Below are 19,098 nucleotides of genomic sequence, written 5' to 3' on the forward strand. Positions count from 1 at the left end.
AACACGGCCTGCTCAAGCCCGCGGGTGCCAAGCGTCCCAAGGACAAAAAACCGCCCCAAAGTGCCCCATAAATGCCCTTGCAGCGCTTTTTTAGGGCAAAAAAGGCCTCGCTTGACTTCGGCATGCCGTTCGGGTTGACTGAAACCAGAAAAGATCAATGATTGATATTTTTAACAACAAAGGTGTTGCATCATGTCGGTACCCCCGCGTGCCGTTCAGCTTAACGAAGCGAACGCGTTCCTTAAGGAACATCCTGAGGTTCTGTACGTTGACCTTCTGATTGCGGATATGAATGGTGTGGTGCGCGGCAAGCGCATCGAACGCACCAGCCTCCACAAGGTTTACGAGAAAGGCATCAACCTGCCGGCCTCTCTATTTGCTCTGGATATCAATGGTTCTACGGTGGAAAGCACCGGCCTGGGTCTGGACATCGGCGACGCCGACCGGATCTGCTATCCAATCCCCGATACTCTGTGCAACGAGCCATGGCAGAAGCGCCCGACCGCGCAACTGTTGATGACCATGCACGAACTCGAAGGCGACCCGTTCTTCGCCGATCCGCGCGAAGTGCTCCGTCAAGTTGTTGCAAAGTTTGACGAGCTCGGCTTGACCATCTGCGCAGCCTTCGAGCTGGAGTTCTACCTGATTGACCAGGAAAACGTGAACGGCCGCCCTCAGCCGCCACGCTCGCCGATTTCCGGCAAACGCCCGCACTCGACTCAGGTCTACCTGATCGACGACCTCGACGAATACGTCGACTGCCTCCAGGACATTCTGGAAGGCGCCAAAGAACAAGGCATCCCGGCCGACGCCATCGTCAAGGAAAGTGCCCCGGCGCAGTTCGAAGTGAACCTGCACCACGTCGCCGACCCGATCAAGGCATGCGACTACGCGGTACTGCTCAAGCGTCTGATCAAGAACATCGCCTACGACCATGAAATGGACACCACCTTCATGGCCAAGCCGTATCCGGGCCAGGCGGGCAACGGTCTGCATGTCCACATCTCGGTGCTCGACAAAGATGGCAAGAACATCTTTGCAAGCGAGGATCCCGAGCAGAACGCCGCGCTGCGTCACGCGATCGGCGGTGTGCTCGAGACCCTGCCGGCGCAGATGGCTTTCCTCTGCCCGAACGTCAACTCGTACCGTCGCTTCGGCGCGCAGTTCTATGTACCGAACTCGCCGTGCTGGGGCCTGGACAACCGCACCGTGGCGATCCGCGTACCGACCGGCTCAGCCGATGCCGTGCGTATCGAACACCGCGTGGCCGGCGCCGACGCCAACCCGTACCTGCTGATGGCTTCGGTTCTGGCCGGTGTGCATCACGGTCTGGTGAACAAGATCGAACCGGGCGCTCCGGTCGAAGGCAACAGCTACGAGCAGAACGAACAAAGCCTGCCGAACAACTTGCGCGATGCCCTGCGTGAGCTGGACGACAGCGAGGTGATGGCCAAGTACATCGATCCGAAATACATCGATATCTTCGTCGCCTGCAAGGAAAGCGAGCTGGAGGAGTTCGAACACTCCATCTCCGACCTTGAGTACAACTGGTATCTGCATACCGTTTAAGCGGTTTGCAGGAATAAAAAACGCTGCCGGCCATTACAGCCCGCAGCGTTTTTTTATGGCAGAACACAAACCCCTGTGTTTGGTGTGAAGGGCCGCCTGCGGCGGATCGCTGGCAAGCCAGCTCCCACATGCTCTTCGTCGAGCATAGATTCCAAGTACAAAAACATTCCTTGTGGGAGCTGGCTTGCCAGCGATGGCGTCCGGGCAGACAACATCGAACCCGGCTCGTACAATGCCCGCTGCCCCGCAGGAGACTTCCATGACGCGTCCCGCCCCCGTCCGCAAACCCCGTGCCCGCAGCCAGGCGCGCATCGATTCGATACTCGACGCCGCGCGCACGCTGCTGGCCGCCGAGGGGGTGGCCAGTCTGTCGATCTACAGCGTCGCCGAACGCGCGCAGATTCCGCCCTCCTCGGTCTACCACTTCTTCGCCAGCGTCCCGGCGCTGCTCGAAGCCTTGACCGCCGACGTGCACGCGGCGTTTCGCGCCTGCCTGCAAGCGCCGATCGACCACGACGCCCTGCGCGACTGGCGCGACCTCTCGCGACTGATCGAGCAACGCATGCTGGAGATCTACGGCGAAGACGCGGCGGCCCGTCAGTTGATCCTCGCCCAACATGGCCTCACCGAAGTGACCCAGGCCGACCGGCAACACGACATCGAACTCGGCGACCTGATGCACAAGTTGTTCGACCATCACTTCGAATTGCCGCGACTGCCGAACGATGTCGACGTGTTTGCGCTGGCGATGGAACTGGGCGACCGCGTGTATGCGCGCTCGGTGCAGCAGCACGGACAGATCACGCCGCGCATGGCCGAGGAAGGGATGCGGGTGTTTGATGCCTATCTCGGGTTGTATCTGCCGCCTTATCTGCCCAAGAGACATCTGGTGAGCTGAATGGCCTCATCGCTGGCAAGCCAGCTCCCACAAGGAACTTCTGTGTATGCAGATTTGCTGACCGACAGATAACCTGTGGGAGCTGGCTTGCCAGCGATGGCCACGACACCATCCTCAGCGGATGCAGATAACAAAAAACCCCGAAGGGCTCACGCCTTCGGGGTTGTTTTTTACTCACTGGCTTACAACTTGGCGATCGACACCTCGGTGGATTTCACGAAGGCGATCACTTCGCTGCCTACCGCCAGTTCCAGCTCCTTGACCGAGCGGGTGGTGATCACCGAAGTGACGATGCCGGAGGCGGTCTGCACGTCGATTTCCGACAGCACGTCGCCGAGAACGATCTCCTTGATCGAGCCTTTGAACTGGTTGCGCACGTTGATGGCTTTGATAGTCATGGCTTTGATTCCTGTCGTTGGAGGTAACTTGAGTTATTGAGCCCAGCGCAATTGCGTAGGCAGTGGTGAAACAGGTTCCGGCTCCGGCGGCTCGCCGGGCAGGGACAGAACACGGTTGAGCACTTCGGTTTCCAGCGCCGCCAGTCGATGCGATCCGCGCACTCGCGGGCGTGGCAGCTCCACTGGCAGGTCGAGGCCGACTTCGCCGTCCTCGATCAGAATCACCCGGTCGGCAATCGCCACCGCTTCGCTGACGTCGTGGGTCACCAGCAGCACGGTGAACCCATGTTTCTGCCAGAGGCGTTCGATCAGTTGCTGCATCTCGATCCGGGTCAGCGCATCCAGCGCACCCAGCGGCTCGTCGAGCAGCAGCAGGCGCGGCTGATGAATCAGCGCTCGGGCCAGCGCCACACGCTGCTTCTGCCCACCGGACAAGGCGGCCGGCCATTCGTTGGCACGATCGGCCAGACCCACCGCTTCCAGCGCCTCCAGCGCTTGCGGGCGCCAGTTGCCGTTAAGGCCGAGGCCGACGTTGTCGATGATCTTTTTCCACGGCAGCAGCCGTGCTTCCTGGAACATCAGCCGGGTGTCTTCGCGCGCATCGCTCAGCGGTGCGGCACCGGCCAACAGGTCGCCACCAGTCGGTTGATCGAGGCCGGCGAGCAGACGCAGGAACGTGCTCTTGCCGCAACCGCTACGCCCGACCACAGCGACGAATTGCCCCGCTGGAATGTGCAGGTCGATGTCGCGCAGCACCTGTCGCGCGCCAAAGGTTTTCTGCAGGTTGCGCACCACCAGCGGAATCCCGCGCAGCAGGCGTGGAGGTTGTTGAGCAGTCATGCCGCACCTCCCTTGGCAACCTGATAAGCCGGGTGCCAGCGCAACCACACACGTTCAAGTCCACGGGCCGCGAGGTCGGCGAGTTTGCCGAGCACCGCGTAAAGCAGAATCGCCAGCACCACCACATCGGTCTGCAAAAACTCCCGGGCATTCATCGCCAGATAGCCGATGCCGGAGCTGGCGGAAATGGTTTCGGCAACGATCAGCGTCAACCACATGAAGCCCAGCGCAAAGCGCACGCCGACCAGAATCGAAGGCAGCGCGCCCGGCAAAATCACCTGCCAGAACAGGCTGAAACCGCTCAAGCCATAACTGCGCGCCATCTCCACCAACGCCGGATCGACGTTGCGGATGCCGTGATAAGTGTTGAGGTAGATCGGGAACAACGTGCCCAACGCCACCAGGAAAATCTTCGCCGACTCGTCGATGCCGAACCACAGGATCACCAGCGGAATCAGCGCCAGGTGCGGCACGTTGCGAATCATCTGCACCGAACTGTCGAGCAGGCGTTCGCCCCACTTCGACAGGCCGGTGATGAAGCCCAGCACCAGGCCGATGCTGCCGCCGATGGTGAAACCCAGCGCCGCGCGCCAGCCGCTGATTGCCAGGTGCGTCCAGATTTCGCCGCTGCGCACCAGGCTGACACCGGCCTCGATCACCGCCACCGGTGCAGGCAGAATCCGCGTCGACAACCAACCGGCCGACACCGACAACTGCCACACCGCCAGCAACAGCACCGGCAACGCCCAGGGCGCGAGGTTGTGGATAAGTTTCTTCATGGCGCGCCTCAGCTCTGCGACGCGGCTTTGGGAAGAATGTCGTTAGCCACCATCTCGCCGAACGGGCTGACATAACCGGCGCTTTTCGGCAGCTCCGGACGCTCGATGTCGAGGTGCGGGAACAGCAGCTCAGCGACGCGGTACGACTCTTCGAGGTGTGGATAACCGGAGAAGATGAACGTATCGATCCCCAAATCCGCGTACTCCTTCACGCGGGCGGCCACGGTCGGACCATCGCCGACCAGCGCGGTACCGGCGCCGCCGCGCACCAGACCGACGCCGGCCCACAGGTTCGGGCTGACTTCGAGGTTGTCGCGACTGCCGCCGTGCAGCGCGGCCATGCGTTGCTGACCAACCGAGTCGAAGCGCGCCAGCGATGCTTGCGCACGTTTGATGGTGTCGTCGTCCAGATGCGAGATCAGCCGGTCGGCTGCTTGCCAGGCTTCGGCGTTGGTTTCGCGCACGATCACATGCAGACGAATACCGAATCGCACGGTACGTCCGAGCCTGGCGGCTTTGGCGCGCACCTGCTCAATCTTCTCGGCCACCGCCGCTGGCGGCTCGCCCCAGGTCAGGACCATCTCGACCTGTTCGGCAGCCAGATCCTGCGCTGCTTCCGAAGAGCCACCGAAGTACAGCGGCGGACGCGGTTGCTGGATCGGCGGATAGAGCAACTTGGCGCCCTTCACGCTGATGTGTTCGCCGTCGTAATCAACGGTTTCGCCTTCCAGCACACGACGCCAGATGCGGGTGAATTCCACCGAGGCTTGATAACGCTCTTCGTGGTTGAGGAACAGACCATCACCGGCCAACTCTTCCGGGTCGCCACCGGTCACCAGGTTGAACAGCGCGCGACCGCCGGACAGACGATCCAGGGTCGCTGCCTGCCGCGCCGCCACTGTCGGGGAAATGATCCCGGGGCGCAGGGCGACAAGGAATTTCAGACGCTGGGTCACCGGGATCAGCGACGCGGCCACCAGCCACGAGTCTTCGCACGAACGGCCGGTGGGAATCAGCACGCCGCCAAAACCCAGACGATCCGCCGCTTGCGCGACCTGTTGCAGATAACCGTGGTCAACGGCGCGGGCGCCTTCGGCGGTGCCAAGGTAATGGCCGTCGCCGTGGGTAGGCAGGAACCAGAAGATGTTGAGGCTCATGGAGTGGTCTCCTTGGGGATTCGATTTACTGGGCTTGGGTAACCGAGCTCTGGGCCACAGCGGCCGGTGGGGTCCAGATCACATCCTTGATGCTCAACGGCTTGGGAATCAGCTTGAGCTGGTAGAAGGTGTCGGCGATTTTCTGTTGCGCGGCGACCACTTCCGGGGTCAGGAACAGCGCTCCGTAGCCCTGGCGTTTCACCGAGGTCAGGGTGATGTCCGCCGGCAGGCCGAGCAGTGGCGCGACCTGTTGGGTCACGTCTTCAGGATTGGCTTTGGACCACTCGCCCACGGCGCGCACTTCTTCGACGAGGGTCTTGATCACCTCGGGATTTTTCTGCGCGTAGGGTTTGGTCGCGAGGTAGAACTGATGGTTGTCGACGATGCCTTTGCCGTCACGCAGGGTGTGCGCTTGCAGCTGTTGCTCGGCAGCAGCCTGGTACGGATCCCAGATTACCCAGGCGTCGACGCTGCCGCGTTCGAACGCGGCGCGGGCATCGGCCGGCGGCAGGAATACGGTCTGGATATCAGCGTATTTGAGGCCGGCATCTTCAAGGGCGCGCACCAGCAGGTAGTGCACGTTGGAGCCTTTGTTCAGCGCGACTTTCTTGCCCTTCAGATCGGCGACCGATTTGATCGGCGAGTCTTTCGGTACGAGGATCGCTTCGCTGTTCGGCGCTGGCGGCTCGTAGGCGACATAGAGCAGGTCAGCACCGGCAGCCTGAGCGAATACCGGTGGGGTCTCGCCGGTAACACCGAAGTCGATCGAGCCGACGTTCAGGCCTTCGAGCAGTTGCGGGCCGCCGGGGAATTCAGTCCATTGCACGTCCACGCCTTGCGCGGCCAGACGCTTTTCCAGAGTGCCTTTGGCTTTGAGCAGCACCAGCGTGCCGTATTTTTGATAACCGATCCGTAGAGTCTCGGCCTGAGCTTGAGTAATGGCGCCGAAGGACACAGCCGCAGCAAACAGAGCGACCAGACCACGACGCAAAAATACAGTGCGCATAGCGCTCTCCTTTTTGCTGTTGGGTTTTGGCTGCACCTGCTTGGCCGTTAGCGGCTGAGTAAGGTGAGTGGAGCAAATTCGGGTAAGGCTTAAATGCTCCAGCGAGCACTCAACAAACGTTCATTCAACAGCCCCGGCTCCAGCGGTTTCGGCCGGCGGGCCATGGCACTGACAAACTGATCCAGTGCTTCATGCAGACGCTGTTCCAGCGCTGGCGCCAGTTGCGCCTGGGCGCTGCCTTCGCCGTAAGCGATCTGGCTGTCCTCGGCGAAAATGCCCTGGAGCATTTCCTGGGCTTTCAATGCCGACAGCACGGGCTTGAGGGCGTAATCGACCACCAGCATGTGGGCGATGCTGCCGCCCGTGGCCATCGGCAGCACAATCTTGTGGTTCAGGGCGCGTTCCGGGAGCAGATCGAGCACGGTCTTCAGTGCGCCGGAAAACGACGCCTTGTACACCGGCGTGGCGATCAGCAGACCGTCGGCGTTTTCAATCTGCGCCAGCAGGTCGAGCACCTTCGGGCTATCGAAGCGGGCGTGAAGCAAGTCTTCGGCCGGGAAGTCCCGCACCTGATAACTCACCACTTCCACCCCCTGCTCCTGCAACCAGCGTTGCGAGCGCTCCAGCAACACCCCGGAACGGGAGCGCTGGCTGGGACTGCCACCGAGTGAGACGACCAGCATTCAGACAATTCCTTGCGCGTTACAGGCGATTCGCGGGTTGCGATCTCGCTTCGATGGAGTGACCTTACCAGCTGATTTATATATCCATAAATCATATTTATTCATTTGGTTATGCATTTAAGAGATATGAGGTTTGCTTTGTTCCGGGCAAAAAAACAGGCCGTGAAAACGGCCTGAAATCCCCTGCTTTGTGGTTCTGAATTCTGTACTGCCCGGACTGACGCCTTCGCGAGCAGGCTCGCTCCCACAGGGAGACTGCATTTCAAATGTGGGAGCGAGCCTGCTCCGGGCGGCGTTCCGACGAAAGCGCCGGTAGCTACAAGAAATATCTCACTGGATTCACTTATTCGGCTGCGGCGTCAGGCGCAGGTAGGGTTTCACCGCACGATAGCCTTTGGGGAAGCGCCGCTTGATCTCTTCCTCATCCTTGAGCGACGGCACGATCACCACCTCCTCACCGTCCTGCCAGTTGGCCGGGGTGGCCACCTTGTAGTTGTCGGTAAGCTGCAGCGAATCGATCACCCGCAGGATCTCGTGGAAGTTGCGTCCGGTGCTCGCCGGGTAGGTGATGGTCAGGCGGATCTTCTTGTTCGGATCGATGACGAACAGCGAACGCACGGTCAGCGTGTCGTTGGCGTTCGGGTGGATCAGATCATAGAGATCGGACACCTTGCGATCGGCATCGGCCAGGATCGGGAAGTTGACGATGGTGTTCTGGGTTTCGTTGATGTCTTCGATCCACTTGTGGTGCGAGTCCACCGGGTCCACCGACAGCGCAATGGCTTTGACGCCGCGCTTGCTGAACTCATCCTTGAGCTTGGCGGTGAAGCCCAGCTCGGTGGTGCACACCGGGGTGAAGTCGGCCGGGTGGGAGAACAACACACCCCAGCTATCGCCCAGCCACTCGTGAAAACGAATCTTGCCGGCGCTGGAATCCTGTTCGAAATCGGGGGCGATGTCGCCGAGTCTGAGGCTCATGGTGCTGCTCCTGATGAGTTGTTGGAGAACTCAACTGTAGCTTGGGATTTGCCATCATGAAAAAGAATAAATAACTAGATATCTAGCACCTAGAGGAATATTAAACATCGTTCACTGGACGCTCGCCGCCATCGCGACGAACATCGACCCCAAGGTTCGAGAAGGCCTTGAGTAGCTGCAAAAGAGGGAAATTTCGGGACAGGCTTACGGGGGTGAGACTGACCCGAAAATGCAAAAGCCCCGTCCGGCGCAATGCCGGACGGGGCTTTTTTACATCAGCCGCTTGAGCGCGCTATTACAGCAGCGGGATCGAGTAGCTGACGATCAGGCGGTTTTCGTCCTGGGAACGGGTGTTCGCCAGGTCGGTACGCCACATCGCGTTTTTCCAGGCAACGCCGAGGTTCTTCAGCGGACCTTCCGGAATCACGTAACCGATGGTCAGGTCACGTTCCCACTCGGTTTTTTCGCCCAGCGGAGTGTCGATGTTGTTGCCACGCAGGTAGATCACGTTGGCGGTCAGGCCAGGAACGCCGATCTTGGCGAAATCGTAGCCGTAGCGAGCCTGCCAGGTACGCTCGCCAGCACGGGCGAACTTCTGGATCTGCATGTCGGTGATGGTGCTGTTCGACGAGCCGTCACCCTGGTTCAGCCAAGGGAAGTCGCTGTCGCCTTTGGTGTACTGGTAACCGGCACCGAAGGTGTGACCTTCAACCGAGTACAGGGCCAGGTAGCTGTACAGATCGTTGTCGACTTTGCCCTTGACGGTTTTGCCACCGTAGTAACCGCTGGTGTAGTAGGCAGCGGTATCGCCGTTGGCACCGTTGTCGCGGCTGCGGTAGTAACGCAGGTCGCTTTTCAGTACGCCCGGGCCGATTGCCCAGTTGTGTACCAGACCCAGGAAGTTCTGCGAGTAGAAGTCTTTCAGCTCACCGTAGTAGTACGAAGCGGTCAGGTCTTTGGTGACCTTGTAGTCCGCACCACCGTAGTAGAACTTGTTGCTGAACACGCCTTTGTCATAGTTCGAACCAGCGTTCGCACCGGCAATCGACATGTTCTCGTTGTTGCTGGAGTTACGACCTTTCACGGCCTCGACCTGACCGGCAGTCAGGGTCAGATCCTTGAACTCGTTCGAGGTGATCGCTTCACCCTGGAAAGTTTGCGGCAGCAGACGGCCGTCGTTGTACTTGATGACCGGGTTGTTCGGCATCAGGGTACCGACTTTCAGTTCGGTCTGAGAGATCTTGACCTTGCCGGTCACGCCCAGGCTGGCGAAGTCATGCACGGCACGGTTGCCATCGCTTGGGAACACGGTGCCGCCCGACGCGGTACCGGCGGAGTTGCCACTGGTGGCCGGGCTGGAATCCAGACGCACGCCGTACAGGCCGATCGCGTCAACACCGAACTGCACGGTGCCTTGGGTGTAGCCGGAGATGAAACGCAGATCGAAGCCTTGGCCCCACTCTTCGTTCTTGTTCGCACCAGCGCCATCACGGTTGTCGGTGTTGATGTAGAAGTTACGCAGCCCCAAGGTGGCCTTGCTGTCTTCGATGAAACCGGCGGCGCCTGCCTGCTGCGCCAAAACCCCTACGGCCACAGCCAGGGCCAAGGTGGACTTGTTCATGTAAAGCTCCTCTCGTTTCTAATTCTTGTGTTCCTGGCCCGGGGTCTGATGCCCTGGATCCTAAGATGCGCGATTAGCGCCAGACCGTGACTGACAAGTCAATCGTAACCTTGTGTGTCTACGACCAAGGTCTAATCGCAGTGATTTGGTCCGTGCAGAGTAAAGATTTCCTAATAAACCCAAAAAGAATTTATTCATTCTTTTTCATATCATTTCGAAATATGGCCAGTATCGTGCCACCTCCGCCGGGAAACAGCGTATCGGCGACTAAGCTCATTCCTAAATGGTATTTGTTAGCCTTTTTTTATATCGATTAGCTTTGGCGCAACCCCGATTCGTCAAACCCTATCGAAAAGGCGACGCCATGATGGCCAAACGCGCACTATCTAGTCAATTTGTTACAGTTTGTGTATCAGCGCTGATTTCTTTTTCCGTCCATGCCGCCAACCTCACCGTTGGCTATCAAACCGGTATCGACCCGAGCAAAGTCCCTCAGGCCGACGGCGTCTACGAGAAGATCATCGGCGAGAAAATCGACTGGCGTCGCTTCAATAGCGGCCCGGAAGTTGTGACAGCCCTTGCATCGGGCGACGTACAGATCGGCAACCTTGGCTCCAGCCCTCTGGCAGCGGCCGCTTCTCGCAATCTGCCGATCGTCGCTTTCATTGTTTCAGCGCAGATCAACGCCGCCGAGGCGCTGGTGGTGCGCAATGGCAGCGGGATCAATACCCCGCAGGACCTGGTCGGCAAGACCATCGCCACGCCTTTCGTTTCCACCTCCCACTACAGCTTGCTCGGCGCACTCAAGCACTGGGGCCTGGACACCTCGAAAGTCAAAGTGGTGAACCTGCAGCCCGCAGAAATCGCAGCGGCGTGGAAGCGTGGGGACATCGACGGCGCGTTTGTCTGGTCGCCGGCGCTGGGGGAAATCCGCAAGACCGGCAAGACCCTGACCGATGCCGCACAAGTCGGCCAATGGGGCGCACCGACCTTCGAAGTCTGGGTCGCGCGCAAGGACTACGCCGAGAAGCATCCTGAGGTGGTGGCCAAGTTTGCCAAGGTCACTCTAGACGCATTTGCCGATTACGCCAGCCATAAAGACAGCTGGACGGCGGACTCGGCGCCGGTGCAGAAAATCGCCAAATTGACCGGTGCCAATGCGGCCGACGTGCCGGAGCTGCTGGCCGGTTCGGCCTTCCCGGATGCCAAGGCGCAGCAAACCACCTCACTGCTGGATGGCGGCACGGCCAAGGCGATAGGTGAGACGGCGAAGTTTTTGAAGGAACAGGGCAAGGTCGAGACGGTGCTGCCGGATTATTCGCCGTACGTCAGCGCGAAGTTTGTAACCGAATAAAGATACATAGGTGGCGAGGGAGCTTGCTCCCGCTGGAGGCCGAAGGACTCCCAATTCCGGCAAACACCGGTTTGGGTCGCTTCGCAGCCCAGCGGGAGCAAGCTCCCTCACCACAAGAATCACCCGCTAATCTTCAGAGAGTCTTTTCGAAGATCTTCGAATTGCGCTGATAGTTGTACAGCGACGCCCGCGCCGCCGGCAGGCGCTCGACGCTGCTAGGCTCGAAGCCACGTTCGCGGAACCAGTGCGCGGTACGGGTGGTGAGGACGAACAGGGTTTTCAACCCTTGCGCCCGGGCACGGGTCTCGATGCGCTCCAGCAGTTCATCGCCGCGACCACCATGGCGGTACTCCGGATTCACCGCCAGGCACGCCAGCTCACCGGCGTCCGAATCGGCAATCTGGTACAGCGCCGCACAGGCAATGATCATCCCTTCACGCTCAACCACACTGAACTGCTCGATCTCGCGCTCCAGCACTTCACGCGAGCGACGCACCAGAATCCCCTGTTCTTCCAGCGGGCTGATCAGGTCGAGCAAACCGCCGACGTCTTCAATCGCCGCCTCGCGCACCAATTCGAATTGCTCCTGAGCCACCAGCGTACCGCCACCATCGCGGGTGAACAGTTCGGTCAGCAGCGCGCCGTCTTCGGCGTAGCTAACGATATGGCTGCGCGCGACACCGCCACGGCAAGCCTCGGCGGCGGCATCCAGCAGTTCGGCCTGATAGTTGTTGCCCAGACGCGCCAGATGCGCAGGCACCTGTTGTGGCCGCAGTTCGCGCACCAGTTTGCCGTTTTCGTCGATCAGACCGAGGTCAGCGCCGAACAGCAACAGTTTGTCGGCACCGAGGTCGATGGCAGCGCGGGTGGCGACGTCTTCGCAGGCGAGGTTGAAGATTTCCCCGGTCGGCGAGTAGCCCAGCGGCGACAGCAGCACGATCGAACGCTCGTCGAGCAGACGATTGATGCCTTTGCGGTCGACCCGACGCACTTCGCCGGTGTGGTGATAGTCGACGCCTTCGAGCACGCCGATCGGCCGCGCGGTCACGAGGTTGCCGCTGGCCACCCGCAGACGCGAGCCCTGCATCGGCGACGAGGCCATGTCCATCGACAGCCGTGCTTCGATAGCGATGCGCAGCTGACCGACCGCGTCGATCACGCACTCCAGCGTCGCCGCATCAGTGATGCGCATGCCGTGGTGGTAGTGCGGGGTCAGGCCGCGCGCAGCGAGGCGGGTTTCAATCTGCGGGCGCGAACCGTGGACCAGCACCAGGCGCACGCCGAGGCTGTGCAACAGCACCAGGTCGTGGACGATGTTGCCGAAGTTCGGATGCTCCACGCCGTCGCCGGGCAGCATGACGACGAACGTGCAGTCGCGGTGAGCGTTGATGTAAGGGGACGCGTGACGAAGCCAATTGACGTATTCGGGCATGAACCTGGGCCTGTAATAAATAGCAGCCGGAAAAAAGGGCGAAACGGAAAACGCACAGCGGGCTGATGGTTATCGTCGGAACAGGCTTGGCGACACGCGCGCTCTCCTCATGAATACGGGTTGGGATGCTGGCAATTTACAGCGTTTGATCAGATAAAACACATACCTCCTGTGGGAGCGAGCCTGCTCGCGAAAGCGGTATATCTGTCGACATTGAGGTGTCTGGAATGGCGCTTTCGCGAGCAGGCTCGCTCCCACAGGGGTTGATCATCGTTCGTCAGCTGTCAGGCAGTAATGTTCAATCAACTGCCGCAATAGGTGCACGGTAGGCTGCAAACGTGACATTTCGAGGTATTCGCCGGGCTGGTGGGCACAGGCGATGTCGCCGGGGCCGAGCACGATGGTTTCGCAGCCAAGGCGCTGAAGATAAGGCGCTTCGGTGCCAAACGCCACTGCTTCAGCACGATGGCCGGTGAGCTTTTCTGCGATGCGCACCAATTCGGCGTCTTCGGCCTGTTCGAACGGCGGCACTTCCGGGAACAACGGTTTGTAATCGATCTTCACCTGATGCCGCTCAGCCACCGGGTTGAGCTTGCGCAGGATTTCCGCGCGCAGGACTTTCGGGTCCATGCCCGGCAGCGGGCGCAGGTCGAACTCCAGCGAACACTGGCCGCAGATGCGGTTGGGGTTATCTCCGCCATGAATACAGCCGAAGTTCATCGTCGGTTGCGGCACGCTGAACTGCGGATTGTTGAATTCACGCTGCCACAGCAGGCGCAAACCGCGCAGCTCGCCGATGGCATCGTGCATCGCCTCGAGGGCGCTGTGGCCCAGACGCGGATCCGACGAATGGCCGCTCTGCCCGAGGATATCGATGCGCTCCATCATGATGCCCTTGTGCATGCGGATCGGCTTGAGCCCGGTCGGCTCGCCGATCACCGCCGCACGGCCCAGCGGCTTGCCGGCCTCGGCCAGCGCACGAGCACCGGACATCGAACTTTCTTCATCACAGGTGGCGAGAATCAGCAGCGGTTGCTTGAACGGTTGGTCGAGCAGCGGCTGCACGGCCTCGATGATCAGCGCGAAAAAGCCCTTCATGTCGCAACTGCCCAGCCCGACCCAGCGGCCGTCAACTTCGGTAAGCTTCAGCGGATCGGTCTGCCACAGCGCATCGTCATAAGGCACGGTATCGCTGTGCCCGGCCAGCACCAGACCGCCGGGGCCGCTGCCGTAACTGGCGAGCAGGTTGAATTTGCCGGGGCTGACCTGCTGGATATCGCAGCTGAAGCCCAGATCACCCAGCCATCCGGCGAGCAAATCGATCACCGCCCGGTTGGACTGATCCAGGCCCGGTTGGGTGCAACTGACCGACGGTGCGGCGATCAGTGCAGCGAACTGGTCTTGCATGGACGGCAAAGGCATCGCTGACTCCAACTCCGATTTGAAGTCCATCATAGAGCCATCCGGCGCCAGGAATAAACCGCCGCAGGGCGTAGGAAGTTTGAGTCCTGTACACTGCACGGCCTTGGCAGCCACACATTCCCCCGGCTGCGCTCCCGATCCTGGATTTTCCGGCCATGCAGAAAGAAACCGAAATCAAACTCCGCGTCAGCCGCGAAACCCTCGCTGCCCTGCGCGAGCACCCGCTACTGAAAAAACGCAACAAAAATGGCTGGGAACGCCGTGAGTTGATGAACCAGTACTTCGACACCCCCGAGCGCGACCTGGCCCAAGCCAAAGTCGCCCTGCGCCTGCGCAAGGACGGTGACGAAGTGATTCAGACCCTCAAGACCCGCGGCCAGAGCGTTGCCGGTCTGTCCGAGCGTAACGAGTACGACTGGAAGTTGCCCAAAGCCAAGCTCGACGTGAAGAAACTCGACGGCGAATGCTGGCCCGAGTCGCTGGCCGAGCTGGACAAGAAAACCCTGAAACCGATCTTCACCACCGATTTCGTCCGCGAGCGTGCGGAAATCGCCTGGGGCCGCGGCAAGGCCAAAGTGGTCATCGAAGCTGCGCTGGACCTCGGTCACGTGGTGGTCGGCAAACAGAAAGAAGAAATCTGCGAGCTGGAACTGGAGCTGCGCGAAGGCGAGCCGGCCGCACTGCTGGAACTGGCCGCCGAACTGGCCGAAACCCTGGCCCTGATGCCGTGCGACATCAGCAAGGCCGAGCGCGGCTACCGTCTGTACGACGCCAACAGCTACTCGCTGAGCCTGCCGGCGCCGCAACTGACCCCGGAAACCCAACTCGATGACGCCTTTGCCGCTCTAGCCTGGCACTTGCTCGGCAGCAGCCAGCGTCTGGCCGAACAATATCGCTTCAATGGCCACTGGCGCCTACTTCAGGACTGGGTCGAGAACCTCGCGGAAATGCGCGCCCTGCTCAGCAGCCTCGGCCAGGCGGCACCGCGTCCGGCCACTCACGACCTGCGCGTGGCGCTGGACGCATTGCTCGAAGACTGGCGCCCGCTGGTTCAGGTCGGCATCGAAGACGAAGACGTGCGCAAGGCGGCGCCGGAGCAATTCCTCGAAGAACTGGAAGACCCGCGCTGGGGCCTGTTCTCGCTGACCGCATCACGCTGGCTGCTGGCCCGCGCCTGGACCGCCGAGCGCAACACCCGCGGCAACCGCCAAGGCGCCGCGCAACTGCACAGCTGGCTGCCGCGCCTGCTGGGCGAGGAAGCCACGTCCCTGCAATTGCAGCGCTATCAGCAGCAACCGGAAGATCTGGCCGAGCAACTGCCGCGCATCGAGCGCATCCAGGTCTGGCTGCACCACGCGCGCAACGTGCTGGAGATTGCGGAAATGGATCGCCTGTACGGCGAGCTGAACAAACTGGCGCAACTGGCCAACGAACCGACCATCACTGACGAACTGCTCGATGCGCGCAAGCAGCAGGCGATTGCGGTTTATCAGAATCGTGCGTGGAAAATGCTGCTGCGCATGTGATGCTCAGCAATACCTGAAAACTGTGGCGAGGGAGCTTGCTCCCGCTGGAGGCCGATGGACTCCCAATTCCTGCAATTGCGGATTTTGGGGCCGCTTCGCAGCCCAGCGGGAGCAAGCTCCCTCGCCACAAAGGCCATCCGCGCTAGACCGGCAGGCTGGTGGTGGACTTGATCTCCGACAGCGCCACAATCGAATTCACTTCCTGGATCCCCGGCACCAGCGACAGCTTTTCGAAGAAGAATCGCTCATACGCCTCGATGTCCGCCGCGACAATGCGCAACAGAAAGTCCACCGCGCCCATCAACACATAACACTCCAGCACTTCCGGAAAACCGCGAATCGCCTCGGTGAATTCGGTAAAGTTCGAACGCCCGTGGGCGTTGAGCTTGATCTCGGCGAAGATCTGCGTGTTCAGGCCGATCTTCTTGCGATCAAGCAAGGTCACCTGACCGCGAATGATGCCCTCCTCCTTCATCCGCTGAATGCGCCGCCAGCACGGTGACTGCGACAGGCCCACCTGCTCGGCGATCTGTGCGCTGGACAAGGAAGCGTCCTCTTGCAGCAGGGCGAGAATCCTGCGGTCGTAGCTGTCCAGCTCGCTGTGCATAGAAAAACCTCAAATATGAATTCATGCGAATCAAACCGGTCGATCATTCGCCAATAACATCGATCTTAGCCAAGAAATGCCCGGCACCGAATGTAAAAATTTCTCCAGTGTTTTTTGGAGACTCGCCATGCCGCACCTCGAAGCCGTGAATACCGCTCCAACCCGGGCCGATGTCTGGAACGTCAACAACAGCCATTGCCTGGCGCAGTATCAGATCCTCGCCGAAGCCGAGCCGGATCTGTTGGTGCGGGTGCTGAATTTGTTTGCGCTGCAATTCCTCACGCCGCAACAGGTCCACGTCGAGCGGCTCGACGATCTGCTGTCGATCGATATCGTCATTGATGGTCTGAGCTGGCATCGCGCCCAGGTGATTGCGGAAAAACTTCGTAACCTGATCAGCGTCTGCTCGGTCAACCTGCAAAACGCCGACGCGGCGTGGGATACGCCCGCGCAAGCGGTTGGCTGAAAAATCCGGCAACGGCTTTGTCGGGTAGTGGCCCAACGGTCTGCGGGGCCACGACTATCCTTTGCGCACAGTCGTTCAAAAGGAGCCCGCATGTCCGTTCAACTCGCCACTCAGGACCGCTGGCTGGATCTCAACGATGTGTTGCGTGAGCTGGTCGCCCAAGGCTTTATCAGCCAGGACTCGGCGGAGCAGGCGCTCAACGCCCGGCGCCGCCATGCGACCCACGGCCAGCAACATCCGCTGGAGTTCATCGCCAGCCAGCAACTGGATGACCTCAGCCGTCCGGGTAAACATCTGGATCTGGAAAGCCTGACCCTGTGGCTGGCGCAGCAGGCCGGCCAACCGTACATGCGCATCGACCCGTTGAAGATCAACGTCGCCGCCATCACCCCGCTGATGTCCTACGCCTTTGCCCAGCGGCACAGGATTCTTGCGGTGGCGGTCGACCGCGACGCCGTGGTCGTGGCCAGTGCCCAGCCCTACGTCACCGCTTGGGAAGCCGACCTGACTCACGTGCTGAAGCTGCCGATCAAACGGGTGGTCGCTAACCCGGTGGACATCCAGCGCTTCAGCGTCGAGTTCTTCCGCCTGGCCAAATCGGTCAGCGGCGCCAGCAATGCCGATCAGCAAAGCGGCAACCTCGGCAACTTCGAACAACTGCTCAACCTCGGCGCCAGCGATCAGGAGCCGGACGCCAACGATGCGCACATCGTCAACATCGTCGACTGGCTGTTCCAGTACGCCTTCCAGCAGCGCGCCAGCGATATCCACATCGAACCGCGCCGCGAACAGGGCACCGTGCGTTTCCGCATCGACGGCGTGCTGCACAACGTCTATCAATTCCCGCCGCAAGTGACCATGGCGATCGTCAGCCGCCTGAAAAGCCTCGGGCGGATGAACGTCGCCGAGAAGCGCAAACCCCAGGACGGCCGGGTCAAAACCAAAACCCCGGACGGTGGCGAAGTCGAGTTGCGGCTTTCAACGCTACCCACCGCGTTTGGCGAAAAAATGGTCATGCGGATTTTTGACCCGGAAGTGCTGCTCAAGGACTTCGATCAGTTGGGCTTTTCCGCCGATGACCTGCGCCGCTGGCAGGACATGACCCGCCAGCCCAACGGCATCATCCTGGTCACCGGGCCGACCGGTTCGGGCAAGACCACCACGCTCTACACCACGCTGAAGAAACTGGCGACGCCGGAGATCAACCTCTGCACCATCGAAGACCCGATCGAAATGGTCGAGCCGGCCTTCAATCAGATGCAGGTGCAGCACAACATCGAGCTGAGTTTCGCCGCTGGGGTGCGTGCGTTGATGCGACAGGACCCGGACATCATCATGATCGGCGAGATTCGCGACCTGGAAACCGCGGAAATGGCGATTCAGGCGGCGCTCACCGGCCACCTGGTGCTGTCGACCCTGCACACCAACGATGCCCCCAGCGCTATCAGCCGGTTACTCGAACTCGGCGTGCCGCACTACCTGATCAAGGCCACGGTGCTCGGGGTCATGGCCCAGCGTCTGGTGCGTACCTTGTGCCCGCACTGCAAGGCGCCGCTGACGCTGGAAGAGGAGGACTGGCAGACACTAACCCGCCCCTGGCAGGCGCCGCTGCCGGGCAATGCGCAACGGGCGATCGGCTGCCTGGAGTGCCGCGACACCGGTTATCGCGGGCGCGCCGGGGTTTACGAAATCATGCAACTGAGCGACAGCCTCAAAACCCTCATCACCCCGGACACCGACCTTACCGCCATCCGACGGCAAGCCTTCAAGGAAGGCATGCGCAGCCTGCGCCTGTCGGGTGCGCAGAAGGTCGCGGCGGGGCTGACCACCCTCGAAGAAGTGCTGCGGGTGACGCCGCAAAGCGAGCAGAAATAGGCCACTACGGAACCGGATTGGCGAATCGTTATCCAACGCCGTAGTTAACCCCCAGGAGTCACTCAATCATGCGTCTCAAACTTGCTGTCGCCACCCTTGCCTTGCTGTCCCTTCCCGTTGGTTCAGCGATGGCCGACAGCTTTTGGCGTAACGTCATTTCGTCCGGCGCCACCACCGGTTCGACCTACCTGACCTTCAAGGATCACAAGCTGATCGTTGCCGCACAGGACGATGCCGGCAGCTTCGTTGCCAGCGATGGCGGCATCCGTGGGCCGTACCTGGAAGCAGCGATGCAGAAAGTCCGCGCCGACAATCCGGGCCTGCAGGCCACGGACATGGAACTGGCGAATGCGATTCTGGCGAAGAACGCAGTGGCCTCCGAGTAAGCCAGGCGCCAACAAAAATGCCGCTCGATCGAGCGGCATTTTTTAAGCAAAAAGCAAAAGATCGCAGCCTTCGGCAGCTCCTACAGGGATCAGTGTAGGAG

Annotated in this window: 18 protein-coding genes; 7 read left to right on the forward strand and 11 right to left on the reverse strand. The window is 60.6% G+C overall.

The genetic code is table 11. The features are described from left to right. The first annotated feature begins 192 nt into the window (after positions 1 to 192). A complete protein-coding gene (locus B1722_RS09855; RefSeq protein WP_003229254.1) occupies positions 193 to 1,569 on the forward strand; it encodes a glutamine synthetase family protein in 1,377 nt (458 codons plus the stop codon). 259 nt (positions 1,570 to 1,828) lie between these two features. Next, on the forward strand, positions 1,829 to 2,467 hold the full coding sequence (locus tag B1722_RS09860; protein WP_086792336.1) for a TetR/AcrR family transcriptional regulator: 639 nt from the start codon (positions 1,829 to 1,831) through the stop codon (positions 2,465 to 2,467). A gap of 182 nt (positions 2,468 to 2,649) precedes the next feature. On the opposite strand, the gene B1722_RS09865 is transcribed toward B1722_RS09860, so the two are convergent. The 8 genes from B1722_RS09865 to B1722_RS09900 form a co-directional block, all read right to left on the reverse strand. Next, entirely contained in the window at positions 2,650 to 2,865 is a 216-nt protein-coding gene (locus B1722_RS09865) for a molybdopterin-binding protein (protein ID WP_007967989.1), read from the reverse strand. A gap of 33 nt (positions 2,866 to 2,898) precedes the next feature. Next, on the reverse strand, positions 2,899 to 3,705 hold the full coding sequence (gene ssuB / locus B1722_RS09870) for an aliphatic sulfonates ABC transporter ATP-binding protein (RefSeq protein WP_086792338.1): 807 nt from the start codon (positions 3,703 to 3,705) through the stop codon (positions 2,899 to 2,901). Next, a complete protein-coding gene (gene ssuC, locus B1722_RS09875) occupies positions 3,702 to 4,484 on the reverse strand; it encodes an aliphatic sulfonate ABC transporter permease SsuC (protein WP_086792340.1) in 783 nt (260 codons plus the stop codon). Before ssuC ends, ssuB begins: the two co-directional genes overlap by 4 nt. A gap of 8 nt (positions 4,485 to 4,492) precedes the next feature. After that, positions 4,493 to 5,641 carry an FMNH2-dependent alkanesulfonate monooxygenase gene (ssuD, locus tag B1722_RS09880; RefSeq protein WP_047596660.1) on the reverse strand — a complete coding sequence of 383 codons (1,149 nt, stop codon included), beginning with the start codon at positions 5,639 to 5,641 and terminating at the stop codon, positions 4,493 to 4,495. A gap of 25 nt (positions 5,642 to 5,666) precedes the next feature. After that, entirely contained in the window at positions 5,667 to 6,647 is a 981-nt protein-coding gene (locus B1722_RS09885; RefSeq protein ID WP_086792342.1) for a sulfonate ABC transporter substrate-binding protein, read from the reverse strand. An 89-nt stretch (positions 6,648 to 6,736) separates the two neighbouring features. Next, positions 6,737 to 7,330 carry an NADPH-dependent FMN reductase gene (gene ssuE / locus B1722_RS09890; RefSeq protein ID WP_027610508.1) on the reverse strand — a complete coding sequence of 198 codons (594 nt, stop codon included), beginning with the start codon at positions 7,328 to 7,330 and terminating at the stop codon, positions 6,737 to 6,739. Positions 7,331 to 7,669: 339 nt separating this feature from the next. Then, on the reverse strand, positions 7,670 to 8,308 hold the full coding sequence (locus B1722_RS09895) for a peroxiredoxin (RefSeq protein ID WP_041072107.1): 639 nt from the start codon (positions 8,306 to 8,308) through the stop codon (positions 7,670 to 7,672). Between the two features lie 295 nt (positions 8,309 to 8,603). After that, positions 8,604 to 9,929 carry an OprD family porin gene (locus tag B1722_RS09900; RefSeq protein ID WP_041072104.1) on the reverse strand — a complete coding sequence of 442 codons (1,326 nt, stop codon included), beginning with the start codon at positions 9,927 to 9,929 and terminating at the stop codon, positions 8,604 to 8,606. Positions 9,930 to 10,293: 364 nt separating this feature from the next. On the opposite strand from B1722_RS09900, the gene tauA reads away from it, so the two are divergent. Then, the gene (gene tauA, locus B1722_RS09905; RefSeq protein ID WP_086792344.1) at positions 10,294 to 11,283 is read left to right on the forward strand and encodes a taurine ABC transporter substrate-binding protein; all 990 of its coding nucleotides are present in this window, start codon (positions 10,294 to 10,296) and stop codon (positions 11,281 to 11,283) included. A gap of 133 nt (positions 11,284 to 11,416) precedes the next feature. Here tauA and argA read toward each other — a convergent pair whose 3' ends face one another. Together argA and argE are read right to left on the reverse strand one after the other, a co-directional pair. Continuing rightward, positions 11,417 to 12,715 (reverse strand): amino-acid N-acetyltransferase, encoded by a 1,299-nt coding sequence (argA, locus tag B1722_RS09910; protein ID WP_007967974.1) that lies wholly within the window; start codon positions 12,713 to 12,715, stop codon positions 11,417 to 11,419. A 267-nt stretch (positions 12,716 to 12,982) separates the two neighbouring features. Beyond that, on the reverse strand, positions 12,983 to 14,137 hold the full coding sequence (argE, locus tag B1722_RS09915) for an acetylornithine deacetylase (RefSeq protein ID WP_086792555.1): 1,155 nt from the start codon (positions 14,135 to 14,137) through the stop codon (positions 12,983 to 12,985). 155 nt (positions 14,138 to 14,292) lie between these two features. Between argE and B1722_RS09920 the strand changes: the two genes are divergently transcribed. Then, positions 14,293 to 15,663 carry an inorganic triphosphatase gene (locus B1722_RS09920; protein ID WP_086792346.1) on the forward strand — a complete coding sequence of 457 codons (1,371 nt, stop codon included), beginning with the start codon at positions 14,293 to 14,295 and terminating at the stop codon, positions 15,661 to 15,663. Positions 15,664 to 15,805: 142 nt separating this feature from the next. On the opposite strand, the gene B1722_RS09930 is transcribed toward B1722_RS09920, so the two are convergent. Then, positions 15,806 to 16,270 (reverse strand): Lrp/AsnC family transcriptional regulator, encoded by a 465-nt coding sequence (locus B1722_RS09930; protein ID WP_027610503.1) that lies wholly within the window; start codon positions 16,268 to 16,270, stop codon positions 15,806 to 15,808. A 127-nt stretch (positions 16,271 to 16,397) separates the two neighbouring features. Here B1722_RS09930 and B1722_RS09935 point away from each other — a divergent pair, with 127 nt between their 5' ends. The 3 genes from B1722_RS09935 to B1722_RS09945 all read left to right on the forward strand — a co-directional run bounded on the left by B1722_RS09935 (position 16,398) and on the right by B1722_RS09945 (position 18,997). Next, entirely contained in the window at positions 16,398 to 16,736 is a 339-nt protein-coding gene (locus tag B1722_RS09935; RefSeq protein ID WP_041072098.1) for a hypothetical protein, read from the forward strand. 90 nt (positions 16,737 to 16,826) lie between these two features. Further along, positions 16,827 to 18,611, forward strand: coding sequence for a GspE/PulE family protein (locus B1722_RS09940; protein ID WP_041072096.1), 1,785 nt, complete (start codon positions 16,827 to 16,829; stop codon positions 18,609 to 18,611). Between the two features lie 65 nt (positions 18,612 to 18,676). Next, on the forward strand, positions 18,677 to 18,997 hold the full coding sequence (locus tag B1722_RS09945) for a DUF2388 domain-containing protein (protein WP_169843014.1): 321 nt from the start codon (positions 18,677 to 18,679) through the stop codon (positions 18,995 to 18,997). Positions 18,998 to 19,098: the final 101 nt, after the last annotated feature.

It is taken from the genome of Pseudomonas sp. SCPG-7, assembly GCF_002156405.1.
Classification (GTDB): domain Bacteria; phylum Pseudomonadota; class Gammaproteobacteria; order Pseudomonadales; family Pseudomonadaceae; genus Aquipseudomonas; species Aquipseudomonas parakoreensis.

Excerpts from the sequence above, each read along its gene's own strand:
- ssuE (WP_027610508.1), bottom strand. The coding sequence starts at position 7,330 with ATGCTGGTCGTCTCACTCGGTGGCAGTCCCAGCCAGCGCTCCCGTTCC.
- B1722_RS09900 (WP_041072104.1), bottom strand. The coding sequence starts at position 9,929 with ATGAACAAGTCCACCTTGGCCCTGGCTGTGGCCGTAGGGGTTTTGGCG.
- argA (WP_007967974.1), bottom strand. The coding sequence starts at position 12,715 with ATGCCCGAATACGTCAATTGGCTTCGTCACGCGTCCCCTTACATCAAC.
- ssuB (WP_086792338.1), bottom strand. The coding sequence starts at position 3,705 with ATGACTGCTCAACAACCTCCACGCCTGCTGCGCGGGATTCCGCTGGTG.
- ssuD (WP_047596660.1), bottom strand. The coding sequence starts at position 5,641 with ATGAGCCTCAACATCTTCTGGTTCCTGCCTACCCACGGCGACGGCCAT.
- ssuC (WP_086792340.1), bottom strand. The coding sequence starts at position 4,484 with ATGAAGAAACTTATCCACAACCTCGCGCCCTGGGCGTTGCCGGTGCTG.
- B1722_RS09940 (WP_041072096.1), top strand. The coding sequence starts at position 16,827 with ATGTCCGTTCAACTCGCCACTCAGGACCGCTGGCTGGATCTCAACGAT.
- B1722_RS09855 (WP_003229254.1), top strand. The coding sequence starts at position 193 with ATGTCGGTACCCCCGCGTGCCGTTCAGCTTAACGAAGCGAACGCGTTC.
- B1722_RS09895 (WP_041072107.1), bottom strand. The coding sequence starts at position 8,308 with ATGAGCCTCAGACTCGGCGACATCGCCCCCGATTTCGAACAGGATTCC.
- B1722_RS09885 (WP_086792342.1), bottom strand. The coding sequence starts at position 6,647 with ATGCGCACTGTATTTTTGCGTCGTGGTCTGGTCGCTCTGTTTGCTGCG.
- argE (WP_086792555.1), bottom strand. The coding sequence starts at position 14,137 with ATGCCTTTGCCGTCCATGCAAGACCAGTTCGCTGCACTGATCGCCGCA.
- B1722_RS09920 (WP_086792346.1), top strand. The coding sequence starts at position 14,293 with ATGCAGAAAGAAACCGAAATCAAACTCCGCGTCAGCCGCGAAACCCTC.
- B1722_RS09865 (WP_007967989.1), bottom strand. The coding sequence starts at position 2,865 with ATGACTATCAAAGCCATCAACGTGCGCAACCAGTTCAAAGGCTCGATC.
- tauA (WP_086792344.1), top strand. The coding sequence starts at position 10,294 with ATGATGGCCAAACGCGCACTATCTAGTCAATTTGTTACAGTTTGTGTA.
- B1722_RS09860 (WP_086792336.1), top strand. The coding sequence starts at position 1,829 with ATGACGCGTCCCGCCCCCGTCCGCAAACCCCGTGCCCGCAGCCAGGCG.
- B1722_RS09935 (WP_041072098.1), top strand. The coding sequence starts at position 16,398 with ATGCCGCACCTCGAAGCCGTGAATACCGCTCCAACCCGGGCCGATGTC.
- B1722_RS09930 (WP_027610503.1), bottom strand. The coding sequence starts at position 16,270 with ATGCACAGCGAGCTGGACAGCTACGACCGCAGGATTCTCGCCCTGCTG.